At 68.4% G+C, this 12879-nt stretch carries 12 protein-coding genes; 6 read left to right on the top strand and 6 right to left on the bottom strand.

Annotation, left to right across the window (positions count from 1 at the left end; genetic code table 11):
* Positions 1-386: 386 nt before the first annotated feature.
* The 3 genes from HCH03_RS15990 to HCH03_RS15980 form a co-directional block, all read right to left on the bottom strand.
* Positions 387-1718 carry a DNA polymerase Y family protein gene (locus HCH03_RS15990; protein WP_221690297.1) on the bottom strand — a complete coding sequence of 444 codons (1332 nt, stop codon included), beginning with the start codon at positions 1716-1718 and terminating at the stop codon, positions 387-389.
* Between the two features lie 193 nt (positions 1719-1911).
* The gene (locus HCH03_RS15985) at positions 1912-3432 is read right to left on the bottom strand and encodes a hypothetical protein (protein WP_221690296.1); all 1521 of its coding nucleotides are present in this window, start codon (positions 3430-3432) and stop codon (positions 1912-1914) included.
* Between the two features lie 6 nt (positions 3433-3438).
* A complete protein-coding gene (locus HCH03_RS15980; RefSeq protein WP_221690295.1) occupies positions 3439-4134 on the bottom strand; it encodes an ABC transporter ATP-binding protein in 696 nt (231 codons plus the stop codon).
* A 254-nt stretch (positions 4135-4388) separates the two neighbouring features.
* Between HCH03_RS15980 and HCH03_RS15975 the strand changes: the two genes are divergently transcribed.
* Positions 4389-4745 (top strand): YxeA family protein, encoded by a 357-nt coding sequence (locus tag HCH03_RS15975; RefSeq protein ID WP_221690294.1) that lies wholly within the window; start codon positions 4389-4391, stop codon positions 4743-4745.
* On the opposite strand, the gene HCH03_RS15970 is transcribed toward HCH03_RS15975, so the two are convergent.
* Positions 4742-5545: a M23 family metallopeptidase gene (locus HCH03_RS15970; RefSeq protein WP_221690293.1), complete on the bottom strand. Its 804-nt coding sequence runs from the start codon at positions 5543-5545 to the stop codon at positions 4742-4744. The genes HCH03_RS15975 and HCH03_RS15970 overlap by 4 nt on opposite strands.
* A 73-nt stretch (positions 5546-5618) precedes the next feature.
* Positions 5619-6731, bottom strand: a complete 1113-nt coding sequence (locus HCH03_RS15965) for a helix-turn-helix domain-containing protein (protein ID WP_221690292.1) — start codon at positions 6729-6731, stop codon at positions 5619-5621.
* A 685-nt stretch (positions 6732-7416) separates the two neighbouring features.
* Between HCH03_RS15965 and HCH03_RS15960 the strand changes: the two genes are divergently transcribed.
* The 5 genes from HCH03_RS15960 to HCH03_RS15940 all read left to right on the top strand — a co-directional run bounded on the left by HCH03_RS15960 (position 7417) and on the right by HCH03_RS15940 (position 10819).
* Positions 7417-7740 carry a PadR family transcriptional regulator gene (locus HCH03_RS15960; RefSeq protein WP_221690291.1) on the top strand — a complete coding sequence of 108 codons (324 nt, stop codon included), beginning with the start codon at positions 7417-7419 and terminating at the stop codon, positions 7738-7740.
* Positions 7737-8093: a DUF1048 domain-containing protein gene (locus HCH03_RS15955; RefSeq protein ID WP_185905192.1), complete on the top strand. Its 357-nt coding sequence runs from the start codon at positions 7737-7739 to the stop codon at positions 8091-8093. The genes HCH03_RS15960 and HCH03_RS15955 overlap by 4 nt, the downstream gene beginning before the upstream one ends.
* A gap of 27 nt (positions 8094-8120) precedes the next feature.
* Positions 8121-8921 (top strand): class I SAM-dependent methyltransferase, encoded by an 801-nt coding sequence (locus HCH03_RS15950; protein WP_221690290.1) that lies wholly within the window; start codon positions 8121-8123, stop codon positions 8919-8921.
* A gap of 163 nt (positions 8922-9084) precedes the next feature.
* Positions 9085-10035 (top strand): helix-turn-helix transcriptional regulator, encoded by a 951-nt coding sequence (locus tag HCH03_RS15945; protein ID WP_221690289.1) that lies wholly within the window; start codon positions 9085-9087, stop codon positions 10033-10035.
* A gap of 142 nt (positions 10036-10177) precedes the next feature.
* Complete coding sequence (locus HCH03_RS15940; RefSeq protein ID WP_221690288.1) at positions 10178-10819, top strand: type 1 glutamine amidotransferase family protein; 642 nt, start codon at positions 10178-10180, stop codon at positions 10817-10819.
* Positions 10820-10846: 27 nt separating this feature from the next.
* On the opposite strand, the gene HCH03_RS15935 is transcribed toward HCH03_RS15940, so the two are convergent.
* On the bottom strand, positions 10847-12589 hold the full coding sequence (locus HCH03_RS15935) for a diguanylate cyclase domain-containing protein (protein WP_221690287.1): 1743 nt from the start codon (positions 12587-12589) through the stop codon (positions 10847-10849).
* Between the last annotated feature and the right edge of the window lie 290 nt (positions 12590-12879).

Here is a 12879-nt window from a genome sequence, read left to right as displayed (position 1 = left end):
CGCGATGCCTCCCTGCGCCCGCTCCGCGTGCTCGGGAGTGCAACAGTCCGCTGGACTGTTGCATGCTCAGGATGACAGCCTAGCCGGTGTCTGGGATGACAACCCGGCCGGGTGCATGGCAATGTTGGTTCAACAGTGGAAAACCCGCTTTTCGCACGAAAACCGCCGGAATGTTGCGCACCGGGTCCACGAAATGCTCGCAACGGCCTCTTCTCGCCCCACGACGCGCGAATCCACGTGCGTTTGCGCAGGTCGCAGTCTGCCAAGATCGCGCAGCAACCAATCGGATGCAACATTCCGGCGATTTTCGCGCGTTGACGCCTTGGGCGCCTGACACCGCCCCGGTTGGCGCGGCAAGCCAGCGAGAGCAGCCGTGGCGCCGGAACCTAGAACCACCCCACCGGGTGCACCACGTTGTCGCGCTTGACGTCCAAATCCAGCAGGCTCTCGTCCAGAAGCTCCGTGCCGCGCTGGATGCACGTGTTGCCGAAGCGGCGGCGCAGCTCGTCCACCGCCTCGTCCAAATCCTCCAGCGCGCGCCGCCGCGGGTCGAAGGCCAGTTCCAGCTGCTGGGGCGCGTCCACGGGCTCAAGGTTCGAGGCGCGCACGTGCAAGCCGCGCAAAGGCCGCGTGTCGTCGAGCGGCTCGTTCGCCACGAGCAGGTCCCACGCCGCCCGCGCGATGTGCCCCGTCACGTTCGTCGCGCGCGGCAGCGTGACCTGCCGCCCGTAGCCGGACAGGTCGGCCGCGTCGCGCACGCCGACGGACACCGTGCGGGCGCGGAACCGCGCCTCGCGCAGCCGCTGCGCCACCGATTCCGCCAACAGCCAGATGAGCGCCCGCGCGTCGGCCTCGCAGGCGATGTCGTGCGGCGCGGTCAGACCGTTGCCGAAACTCTTCACGGTGCGGTCCACCTCGTTCCGGGCCATGTCGAAGGGCTTCACCGGCGTGGCGTCCTCGCCGCGCGCGAACGTGCGCAGCATGCCGCCCACCTTCCCCAGCCGCCGGCGCAGCAGCTCGGGCGACGCGCAGGCCAGATCGCCCACGGTGTCGATGCCCGACGAGTGCAGCTTCGCGCGCGTGGCGGAGCCCACGTACAGAAGGTCGCCCACCGGAGCCGGCCACACGATATCGCGGTAGTTGTCCGGCGCGACGACGGTGACGGCGTCGGGCTTGCGGTAGTCGCTGCCGAACTTGGCGAACACCTTGTTCCACGACACGCCGATGGACACCGTGCAGCCCAGCTCGTCCTTCACGCGCTGGCTGATCTCGCGGGCCACGTCGAGCGCGCTGCGGCTGGACAGCGCGAGCGTGCCCGTGAGGTCGAGCCACGCCTCGTCGAGGCCGAACGGCTCCACGAGGTCGGTGTACTGGTAGTATATCCGGCGCGCCAGGCGCGAGTACTTCTGGTACACGTCGTAGCGCGGCGTGACCACCACGAGGCCGGGGCATTTCTCGCGCGCCTGCCACAGCGCCTCGCCCGTCACGACGCCGGCCGCCTTCGCCTGCGCGCTCTTCGCCAACACGATGCCGTGGCGGCGCTCCTCGTGTCCGCCCACCACGAGCGGCACCCCGCGCAGCTCCGGCCGCTCGGCCTGCTCGGCGCTCGCGTAGAACGCGTTCATGTCCGAGTGGAAGATCACGCGCCGTCGGTTGCGCTCCTCGAGCAGGCCGTCCTCCAGCATGCAGGCCGCCGGTCCCGCGCCCTTCGCCGCCATCCGCTCCGCTTCCTCCACGACATCGCCCGCTTTCCGCACCTCCCAGCGCGCCGCCTTCCAACCGTGAGCGCCGCGCATTCCTTAGAGGAACGTATGTTCGCATAAAGAGGCAGCCGCCGCAAGCGAACAGACCATGGAGTTTCGACAACATTTTACTAAGTTGACCTGGTGAAATATATGAGTTGAAAACCCTTTATCGCGCACGCTCGGCGCCGCCGCGGATCATCCACGCCACCACCAGGCACACGAACGCCGCGCCCGCGACCGCCAGCCAGGGCGAAGGCGCGAACGACAGGGCCCCGCACGTCACCGCGAGCGCGACAAGCGCACCCTCGCTCCACGGCCGGAGCCCGCCCGCGCCCAGGCGCACCGCGTCCAAACCGCAGCTGAGCAGCGTGGCGGCGTTCAGCAGCGCGGCAAGCGCGAGGGAGGCTCCCATCGACGCGCCCGCGGGAATCGCGAACGGCACGACGGCGCACGACAGCAGCGCGACCAAGGCGAACGCCGGCAGCGAGTCCAGCGCCAGCAGGGCCAGCGTGTCGAACGGAAGCCGGTCGCGCACAAGGCGGACCCGCATGTCGTCGCGGAAGGCGCGGGTGGCCTCGCGGCGGCCCTGCGGCGCGGCGACCAGCAGCGCCAGCCAGAACAGCAGCCCGACGGGACCGAGGGCTCCCGTGAGCGCCACCACGCCGAACGGCGTCACCACGATGCCCAGCATGAGCAGGTCGGGAACCCCCTCATGCTGCCGCACGATCGTGAGCGCCGAGCGGGCCAGCAGGGCGCCGGGGCCCGTCGCAGCGGGCAGCCGCAGACGCGGGCCGCGGCGCGCCAGCTTGCAGCGGCGCCGGTAGTCGGCCACCACCGTGGGGTCCAGCGGCGAGAACGGCCCGAAGGGCTGCAGGTCGGCGTACAGCGAGCTGTCCTCCACCGCGCGCACGATGTCGGCGCGGCGCGCGAGCAGCGCGAGGCCGACCGACTCCGCGCCAACGAGGACGACCGCGCCCGCGCAGGCGAACGCGGCGAATCCGGGCTCAGCCAGCGCGAGGGGCGCGGCCGCGACGGACAAGGCGCCGGCCAACCCCGCGACGATCGCCGTTGCGAGCGCGAGCGCCGCGAGCCCCGCACGGCGCCGGCGCACCGCGCGCGGGAGGGCGAGGCGCGCCAAGCCGACCAGCCATCCTCCCCCGATCGCAGCCGCAACCGCTAGGGCCGCGCAGCAGGCGGTGGCCAACGGGCTGGCGAACGCGCCTAGGGCCGCGGCCATCCCCGCGCCCAGCAGGTAGCCCACGAGCGCGGCGAACACGCCTCCCGCCAGCGCCGACGCGGCGAAGGCCGTGCCCGCGAGCGCGGCCGAGCGCACGGAGCTGCCCGCGAGGTAGGCGACGTCCGGATGCGAGAACTTGAGCGGCGAGGCGCGCAGCCCGCTGAAAGCGACGGCGGCGAACACGGCCGCCGGCACCGCCAGGGCGAACGGGACGAGCGCTGCGGCCACTGCGGGCCCCAGCGCGGCGAACGCGCCCTCCACGGTGTCGATCGCCCAGAACCACATGAGCACGCACACGACCAGCAGCGCGGCGGCCGCGTACAGCTGGTAGGCGCGCTCGCCCAGGCCGCGGTCGTTTTGGATGTCGGTGCCCACGATGCGCATCGCCCGCACGAGGAACGTCCGCGCGTGCCGCACGCGCAGCCAAAGAAGCAACCGAACGTCGCCCACGGCCGCTCAACCCCTCTCGCGCTCGCCCGCCCTGCGGGGCCGCGACGCGCGCAGGCGGCCGCCGTCCAGATGCAGCAGCAGGTCGGGCTCCAAGTCGGGCACGTCGTGGTGACAGCTCGCGAGCACCGCCGCGCCGCCGGCGCGCGCCTCGCTCAGAAGGGCGCTCAGGCGCTTCGACGCCTCCGGGTCGAGCGGCCCGTAGGGCTCGTCGAGCAGCAGCAGGTCGGGCTTCGCCGCAAGCGCCAGCACGAGCGCGAGCTTCTGGCGCATGCCGCGCGAGTACGACGACGGGAACTGGTCGCCGTGCGCCGCCAACCCGAGCAGCCCCAGCAGCCGCTCGGCCTCGGGGGCGGCGTCGGCCGCGCGGTTCGCGGCCAGCACGAAGCGGAGGTGCTCGACGGCGGTCAGGTCGTCGTAGAACGACGGCACGTCGGGCACGAAGGCCACCCGCCGCCGCACAGCGCGGTCCGCGCCGTCGAACGGGCGGCCGAACAGCTCCACTTCCCCCTCGGTCGCGCTCCAACCCGCCAGGCAGCGCAGCAACGTGGACTTTCCCGAACCGTTCGACCCGGTGAGGAAGGCGACCTCTCCCGGTTCGAGGGAGAACGACACGTCGCGCCACACGTCGATGCGCGCGTACCGAAACGCGAGCCCCTCCGCGCGCAACGCCGCCGCCCGGCCCTTCGCCTCCTTATCGCCCATGCTCGCTCCTTCGCCGTCCGATCGAACCCGTTCGTTCCAGTATGGAGACGACCGCCGCTTGACGCAAGGGAGCAGCGGTTGACTTACCGGGGCGCCGGTCAACCGGCACGAACCGCGCCCCGCAAGCCGTAAGGCAATCGCAAGCTGGCGCCAAGCGCCCTGCAAGGCAGGCCGCGTAGACTCGAACGCGAAGGCGACGCAGGCGCGACGAGCGTCTCGTCGCAGGAAAGCAACGATGCGAAAAGGAGCCTCGCATGGGCAAGGCGAAGGCATTCATCGGGTTGGGAATCGCGCTGGCGGCGGTCGTCGCGCTGGTCGCGGTTGCAGGATGGGCGTTCTACGGCGAGAGCGGCCACGTCTACGTCAAGGTGGACAACGCCCGCGTCGCCGCCATCGAGCCACACGCGGGCATGGAGCACGAGTACCGCCTGGACGGCGTCGCCGCAGACGGCGCGCATTCGGAGATCGCGTTCCAAACGTCGCGCGAGCTGCGCGAAGGCGCGTACCTCGACTTGGAGACGAAGCCCCTGCGCGGCGTGATCGGCTGGGAAGAAGTCGCCTACGACGACCTGCCCGCCGCCGTGCAGGACAAGCTGCCGCAGGAAGGCTAGTTCCGAAGGAATGCCGCCGCGACTGCGCCATCGTATGCCTCGCCTGCGGCCTCCACGCGCAGGCCGCGGGTGAGGAAGGGCGGGAACAGGTCGTAGGCGCCGGCGGGCACGGAACGCGGATCGGCGGCGGCGTAGTTGGGAGCCGGACGCGCCTGCACGCCTTCGAAGCGGATGGGCACGCCGGGCGCGGTGAAGAGGCTCGTGCCCAGCTGCACGTGGAAGTGCAGATGCGGCTCCGAGCTGTTGCCGGAGCTGCCGCACTGCCCGACCGCTTGGCCGCGCGCCACGCGGTCGCCCGCACGCACGGCGACGCTGCCCGCCTTGAGGTGGCACAGGCACGAGAACTCGCCGCCCGCATGCTCGATCAGCACGTAGTTGCCGCGGATGTCGTCCCCGCCGCAGCCGATCTTGCCGTCGAGCGCGATACGCGCATCCGGACAGCCCTCGTGCGACTCGGCCACCACGCCGTCAGCGGGCGCGAGGACCTCCCGCCCGTAGCAGTAGTACGCCGCGGGATCGGCGGGATCGGCGTCCGACGGGCAGCTGCGCCCCTCGTCGTCGAGGATGACGAAGTCGTAGGCGTAACGCTGGGTGTACACGTCCCACGAATGCGACGTCTCCTCGTCGACGCCTCCGTTGAGCACCGTCCACGCTCCCGAGAACGGCAGGGCGTACAGCCCCCGCGACGCGCTCGTATCCTTATCCGGAAGCTTGTTGTCGTACCTCACGGCCATGGCCATGAGGCCAGCCACCTGCTTGATCGACTGCACGAGCACCGGATTGCCGAACACGCGCCCCATCGGGCCTCCCTTTCATGTTTGCGATCATCATAGCAGAAGTGTCCGAACGGCCCGCACGTCGCAGGAGGCCGCCTTACGCCGCGGCCAGACGGTCGAGCAGCGGCTTGAAGCGCGGGTCGTCGGCACGCGCGGCCCAAGCCGCGTTTCGCGTCACGGCCAGCTTGCACTGCTCCTTCATGTCGAAGGCGCCGAACAGGCCGCCCGCCACCCGCTTGAGGTCGGGATCCACCGTTGCCGAATCGGGCACGAGGTCGTAGAGCACGGAGGGACGGGGGAACAGCAGGCTCTCGCCGTCGTGGCGCTCGAGCAGCTTCGCCAGCCGCTCCAGATACGTCGCCGCCCCCTCCTCGTCGCCCGCGTGCAAACACGCCGTGGCCGCGCCGCCATAGAACGTGGCCGCCTCCATCGGTTGCCGGCTTTCCAGCGCGAAGCCCTCCAATACGCCTTCCGCGGCGCGCAGCAGCGCGGCGAGGTGCGCCGGCTCGTCCTCGTACAGCGGCAGCTGCGTGGCGATGCTCTGCATGACGCTCATCTCGCCCCAGAACAGGGACTCCTGGCACAGCTTCAGGCACGCCTCGCGCTCGCCCTTCATCTGGTGCATCCCCGCCAGCGCGGCCTCCACGCCCAGCGGGCGCGCGGGCTTCACGCTTTCCAGAAGGGCGATGGCGTCGTCCAGCTCGCCCCGCTGGCACTCCGCCATCGCGCGGGTGACCCGCGCCGACCGAACCAACTCCACGTCGTCGGAGCGCGCCTCCACGCGCTCGGCCAATTCGCGTGCACGGCCCATCAGCTCGTCGACGCGATCGGGCTCGGATAGCGCCCGTTGCATGCACAACGCCGCCATCTGCAGTAGCAGGTCCCAGCACGAACCGTAATCGCGCACTAGATCGTCCATGCGCGCGTAGGCGGCGTCGGGGTTCTCGGCGAACAGGTCGCACAGCTCCACGTACACCTTCCGCACCTCGTCCTCGGTCAGCTGCGGCCGGTAGTCGAACAGCTCGTCCAGCGTGAGGCCGAAATAGGAGGCGATGCGCGGCAGCTGCGCCACGTCGGGCATGCTCTGGCCGAGCTCCCACTTCGAAACGGCGGCCTTCGTCACGCCCAGATGGGCCGCCAGCTCGCCTTGCGTCACGCCGACGGCGCGCCGCTCGCGCGCGATGGTCGCGCCCAGGTTGATGTCGTTCATGCCGCGCCCCTTCCGTTTTGGCCGTTTTTACCAGTATGAGGAACCCATCTGGTTGACGCAAGCGAGCATTGGTTGACTTCCCCGATCGCCCGTCAACCACTTCGGCACGTTGTGCAGCAGCGCATCCCGGCACCCTAGATCAAGGAAGCAAGCTCTCTAGGAAGCAAGCTCTCTGCTCGATAATCCGCTGTTAAACCAACATTGACATTCCGCAGGCCAGCGCGTTGTCATCCTGAGCGAGCGGAGCGAGCCGAAGGATCCCGTGCGGTGCCAACCGAAAGCGCTTGCTGCTGTCGCCACACGGGATCCTTCGGCTCCGGCGGCTCACGCCTCCTCCGCTCAGGATGACAACCCGACCAGGTGCATGTCGATGCTGGTTTAACAGCGGACTCAATAAAGGCAAGCACAGATTGACGGTTATGAACGATTTTTTCGAACCGGAGAAAATGCCACCTGGGATTATGCCGACAACACCGAATTTTTCGACGCAGAAATCGTTCATAACCGTCAATTCGTGCTTGGCAAGCCTTCGTCGCCTCGGGCAACCCCTCCTGCACGACAGGGGCCCGCCGCTCCCTCGCCCTCCCGCCCAGCAGGGCTTGCCATTCTACTATTCTGTGTTACTATGTACCGGTACTAAGCATCACTAGATACCGACTGCGCCGACAAACCGAAAGAAGCCGCGATGGACAACCTCACCGAGATGCTGAAAGGCGTGCTCGAGGGCTGCGTGCTCGAGATCATCGGCCGCGAGGAAACGTACGGCTACGAGATCACGCGCAAGCTGAACGCGCTGGGCTTCGCCGACGTGGTAGAGGGCACGGTGTACGCCATCCTGCTGCGCCTGGAGAAGAACCGGCTGGTGGACACGTGCAAGAAACCGTCGGAGGTGGGCCCGCCGCGCAAGTTCTACGCGCTCAACGACGCGGGCCGCGAGGAGCTGCGGCGTTTCTGGACAAGATGGGAGTTCGTCGCATCGAAGATCAACGAGCTGAAGGAGAGCCGATGAAGAACCCGGTCGCTTATTTCAAGAAGGTCGCGCAGGAGAAGCGCGAGTACCGCGAGGCCATGGAGCGCGTGCGCGCGCTGCCCGAGGACTACCGCTACGTGTACGACAAGATACAGCATTATATGTGGAGCCACGTGGCCGGCGACGGCATGGACATGACCGTGGTGCTGGCCGACCTCGTGGACCTGTTCGAGCAGGGCGCCGCCGACGGCAAGGGCGTGCTGGAGGTGACCGGCGAGGACGTGGCGGCGTTCTGCGACGATCTGCTGGCCAACACCAAAACCTACGCAGGCACGAAGCAGGAGGCCCTCAACCGCGCTATCATGGGCAAGCTGGGGAAAGACCGACCCTAGCCGAGCAACCGAGCGAAGGGCCAGCACATGGATGAGATCGAGAGCAACAAGCACGCGTGGGGCACGCTGGCGGAAGACCATTACCGCCACTACAAGAAGCGCATCGAGGACGGGGGCAACCGCCTGAACGTCCACATACGCAGGGAGCTGGGCGACCTGTCCGGCAAGCGCGTGGCGCACCTTCAATGCAACGTGGGCTTCGACACGCTCGCCCTGGCCGACACCGCCGCCTGGGTCACGGGCGTGGACCTGGCCTCCGAGAACGTGCGCTGCGCGACGAGGCTGGCCGCCGACTTCGGATACGGCAACGTCGATTTCGTCGAAGCCGACGTGTGCGACCTGCCCGCCAGCCTGAACGGCGCCTACGACGTCGCGTTCACCTCCGAGGGCGTGCTGGGCTGGCTCCCCGACCTGAACGCTTGGGCGCGCGGCGTGCGCCGGCTGCTCGCGGACGGGGGCCTCCTCTACGTGTTCGATTCCCATCCCTTCTACCTGGCCTTCGACGAGGCCAAGCTGGGGCGCGGCGAGTACGACCTGGCCTACCCCTACTTCGGGAAAGAGCCGGACGTGGACGACTGCATCGGGGGCTACGCCTCGGACGTAAAACGGGGCATCAAGGCGTACTTCTGGATGCACACCGTGTCGGACATCCTGAACGCCCTCATCGGGGCCGGCCTGCGCATCGACGCGTTCAACGAGTTCCCCGAAAACTTCTTCGATTCGGGCGGCCTCGCGCTCTCCCCCGAGAAAGGCCTCTACGAACTCCCCGGCAACGCCGACAAGTTCCCCCTGACGTTCAGCCTGCGCGCCACGGCCGAGCCGGCGTAGCCCAGCCCCGCGACCCCGCCGCCGAAAGACCGCGTGGGGCTCGATCCAAAGGGCGACTCCCCCGCCGGCACGCGTGTAGCGAAAGCGCGATCGCCAACGCAATCGTGACTTCGACCGTCTTTTAGCCGATAATCGAGCAAACGCGACAGAGGGAAGGGGTGCCATGAAGACGGAACGGCTCGTGGGCCTTATGTGCGCGCTCGCGGACGGCGGGCGCACGACCATCGGACAGCTGGCCGAGCGGTTCGAGGTGTCGAAGCGCACTATCGCTCGCGATTTGGAGACGCTCAACCGCGCGGGCGTGCCCGTGGTCACGTTCCCCGGCGCAGGCGGCGGCGTGGGCGTGGCGGAGGGGTACCGGGTGCGCCGCAGCCTGCTCACCGAGAGCGACGCGCAGAACCTCCACGCCGCTCTCGACGGCCTGCGCAGCATGCAAGACGACGACGAGCTGGCCGCGTTGGCCGCGAAGCTCGTCCCCCTTCCCCCCGCCGAGGCTTTCGAGGGAAGCGAACTCGTGATCGACCTGTCCTCGTGGTTCGCCGACGACGTGGAACACGGCAAGTTCGAACGGTTGCGCGACGCCGTCCGCACGCGGCGCTGCGCGCGGTTCGACTACGTGTCGCGCACGGGGCGCAGGGTGCGCGTCGTGGAACCGTGCAAGCTCGTCTACAAGCACCCTTCGTGGTACCTGTACGCCTTGTGCCGCGAGCGCGATGCGTTTCGCCTGTTCAAGCTGAAGCGCATGGCATCGCTCGAAATACTGGAGGACACGTTCGAACCGCGAACGCCCCCGCCCCTCGACTTCGCCAGCTTCGGTGCGGACATCCTCCCCGCCTCCGACGGCGACCCCGCGGCCCACGACGTGGTGCTCGCTTACCGGGCTTCCGACGAGTTCGCGCTCACCGACAAGATCGACGCCCAATTCCTCCACCGGGCCCCGGACGATGCCGAGGGCGAGGTGCGCCTGCGCGTGCTCGACCTCGCCTGGGCGGCGCGCCTCGCAGCCCACCTCGGAGACCGCGTGCGCGTGGTGTCCCCGCCCCCGTTGGCAATCGAGGCGGAGCGCCTGCGGCACGGACAAGGCTCCGAAGGCGGCTGGGCGCCCGCCGAATAGAGCGCCCGGGCCCGGCCCGGTCGAGAAACCTATTCGGATGTTTCCCAAGAAATATCTCAAGGAACATGACACCCTGTTGTCATGTTCCCTCCCGTACCATGCTTCCCGCAAGCGCATACCGCAACGAAGGGAAGTTGGAACCATGACTGAAGAAAAGAAAGACGTGCTCGTGTTCGTGTTCGAGGGCTTCGCCGACTGGGAGAGCGCCTACGTGTGCACCGAGCTCAACGGCAGCGCGCGCTACCGGGTGCGCACCGTCGGGCTCGACGGCGAACCGGTGCGGTCGATGGGAGGCCTGCGCGTCGTGCCCGACTGCACGGTGGCCGACCACCCGCACGATTTCGCCGCGCTGCTGCTCATCGGAGGCAACGTGTGGCTCGACGGGAGCAACGACGCCGTGCTGCCCCTGGTGGAAGAAGCCCTCGACAGCGGCGCGGCGGTGGGCGGCATCTGCAACGCCGCCAGCTTCCTGGCCGAGCATGGCCTCCTGGACGAGCGCGCCCACACCGGCAACACGCTTGAGTACTTGAAGCAGTGCGCGCCGCACTATCGCGGCGACGCGCTGTTTCGCGAGGAGCAGGCCGTGGCCGACCGCGGCGTCGTCACCGCGAACGGCGCGGGCACGCTCGAGTTCGCCTGCGCCGTGCTCTCCTTGCTCGAGGCGAAACCGGACGACGACGTGCGGGAGTGGTACCGTTTGCACAAAGAGGGCTTCTATCCGGCCTCGAACGCCGAGCCCTCAGTCGAAAGCCGCTCGAACGACCGGACCTCGGGCGCCTCGTAAGGAGGCCCAGCCCCGCGGCGCAGGCGGCTACGCGCTTCCGTCTGCGAAGAGCATGCGGTCCTTGCCTCGGCGCTTGGCCTCGTAGAGCGCCCGATCCGCCGCAGCGAAGAGGCTCTCGTAGTCGCCCCCGTCGGCACCCGCCAGCGCCGCGCCCACGCTGAGCGTGACCGGACGTCCCGAAACCTGCAGGCCGGCGGAGGCGCTGTTGAGCCTCGCCCCCGCCTCGTGCGCTTGCGCCGCGTCGACGTTGGGGAGGAAAGCCACGAACTCGTCGCCGCCTATGCGCGCCGCAAACCCCTCCTCTTCGCCCAGCGTCTCCATGAGCGATCTCGCCACGCAGACGAGCAAATCGTCGCCGGCCAGATGCCCGTACGTGTCGTTGACGGCCTTGAAGTCGTCCACGTCGACCACGAAGAGCGCGCCCGTGCCGCGCTCGGCGCACGCGGGAAGCTCCCGCTCCACCAGATCGCTCGCCATCCCCTGGTTGAACAGCTTCGTCAGAGGGTCGCGCCGCGCCTGGTCCTCGAGCTCCTCGAGGCGCCGGCGCTCCTCGGTCACGTCCCTCCAGCTGCCGATGGTGCGCACGGGTCTGCCCTCGGCGTCGCGCAGCATGAGGGCGTGCAGGCGGATCCAGCGCCATCCGGGCGCGCGCTCGGGCAGCAGGTGGCGCACCTCCATCGTCGTGGAGCACCCGGTGCTCAGCGCCTCCGCCAAACGGCCGAAATCGTCCGGATGGATGCGGCCCGAGCTGCCCGACGCGGTGTAGTGCGGGTAGCGCCGCTCGTCGGGAGGAACGTCGTCGGCGCTTTCCAGGCCGCGTTCGAACTCCACGAGAACGTCCTCCACGATGTCGTACTCGAACAGAACGTCGGTCACGCTGCGCAGAGCGATGCGGTAGCGCTCCTGCTCCAACAGCAGCGCGTGCTCGGCCTTCTTGCGCGACGTGATGTCCATGAGCAGGCTGCTGATCTTCACCGACCCGTCGGCCGTCTCCATCTTGCGCCCCGAGTCCAGTATCCACACCAGCTCGCCGCTTTTCTTGCGAACGCGGTACTCGGTCTCGTACGTGGACCCCTGCGAGAAGCAGCGCCTCACGTCCGCGAGCGCGCGCTCGCGGTCGGTCTCGTGTACGACGCCGGCCGCCGTTCCGCCGCTCATGCGCATGAACTCGTCCACCGAATAGCCCAGCATGCGCGCAAGGCCCTCGTTGACGTACACGAGGCCGTAGGGCTCGCGCTCCTCGCTGACCTTGAGGCCGCCGTTCACGTTGGCGGTGATCAGATCGATGGTCTCGGTCTTCTCGCGCACGAGCTGCTGCAGGTACTCGTAGCTTTGCCGTCCCGCCTCGAACGGGAAGTAGGCTTCGTCCTTCATGGCCTGGTACGGGTTGGAAACGTGGACGTGGCGGATCTTGAACTCGCCGTCCGCGTCGACCAGCTCGTAAGAGCAGCGTTGGAACTCCTCGAGCACGAGCCCCGAATCGGCACCCGTGCGCACATGGTAGCGCCCCATGACCGTGCAGGACCGATCCCCTACGTTCACCAGGTGGAATTCCTCGTCGAACACCTCGCAGGGCGGCGCGAGCGGCGCGCGTTCCACCAAATACGATGCGATGGCGGCCGAATCGGTGGAGAACTCCACCTCGCCGGCGCCGATCCAGGAGAAATCATCCGTGAAGCGAGCGACCACGCGCTCGATGTCCTTGCCGGAGTAGAACAGCCGCACCGTCTCGGAAACGAATGCGATCGCCTTGTCGAAAAGCGGGTTCATGCCCATCCCCTTCGCTCGCCGTACCGTGCGACGGCGACGGGAACCGTGCCCGCCAAGCGCCTTCGCCGTCGTTTACGCATCCCCATGCGGTAACTTGTCGAAGCACAGTATGGCGCTTCAACCTCACGTTGATAAGCGAGAAGGGCAATCGGAAGGAAAAATCGACAACCGGAACACCCCGTCAAACAACGGCGCGGAAAGCAGGTTCGCCCGGCATCCGTTAGGGGTGGGGATGCCGGGCGAACCTGGTGTTTCAGACCGAAACCAATATATGATATAGTCTAGTAGTT

The sequence above is a fragment of the Gordonibacter massiliensis (ex Traore et al. 2017) genome (genome assembly GCF_019731765.1).
GTDB lineage: Bacteria > Actinomycetota > Coriobacteriia > Coriobacteriales > Eggerthellaceae > Gordonibacter > Gordonibacter massiliensis.
The sequence above is the reverse complement of the archived record's forward strand: the minus strand, read 5'-3'. Positions and strand labels throughout refer to the sequence as shown.

Coding starts and splice junctions, on each gene's coding strand:
- HCH03_RS15990 (WP_221690297.1), bottom strand. CDS start 1,718: ATGGCGGCGAAGGGCGCGGGACCGGCGGCCTGCATGCTGGAGGACGGC.
- HCH03_RS15980 (WP_221690295.1), bottom strand. CDS start 4,134: ATGGGCGATAAGGAGGCGAAGGGCCGGGCGGCGGCGTTGCGCGCGGAG.
- HCH03_RS15975 (WP_221690294.1), top strand. CDS start 4,389: ATGGGCAAGGCGAAGGCATTCATCGGGTTGGGAATCGCGCTGGCGGCG.
- HCH03_RS15970 (WP_221690293.1), bottom strand. CDS start 5,545: ATGGGGCGCGTGTTCGGCAATCCGGTGCTCGTGCAGTCGATCAAGCAG.
- HCH03_RS15965 (WP_221690292.1), bottom strand. CDS start 6,731: ATGAACGACATCAACCTGGGCGCGACCATCGCGCGCGAGCGGCGCGCC.
- HCH03_RS15960 (WP_221690291.1), top strand. CDS start 7,417: ATGGACAACCTCACCGAGATGCTGAAAGGCGTGCTCGAGGGCTGCGTG.
- HCH03_RS15955 (WP_185905192.1), top strand. CDS start 7,737: ATGAAGAACCCGGTCGCTTATTTCAAGAAGGTCGCGCAGGAGAAGCGC.
- HCH03_RS15950 (WP_221690290.1), top strand. CDS start 8,121: ATGGATGAGATCGAGAGCAACAAGCACGCGTGGGGCACGCTGGCGGAA.
- HCH03_RS15945 (WP_221690289.1), top strand. CDS start 9,085: ATGAAGACGGAACGGCTCGTGGGCCTTATGTGCGCGCTCGCGGACGGC.
- HCH03_RS15940 (WP_221690288.1), top strand. CDS start 10,178: ATGACTGAAGAAAAGAAAGACGTGCTCGTGTTCGTGTTCGAGGGCTTC.
- HCH03_RS15935 (WP_221690287.1), bottom strand. CDS start 12,589: ATGAACCCGCTTTTCGACAAGGCGATCGCATTCGTTTCCGAGACGGTG.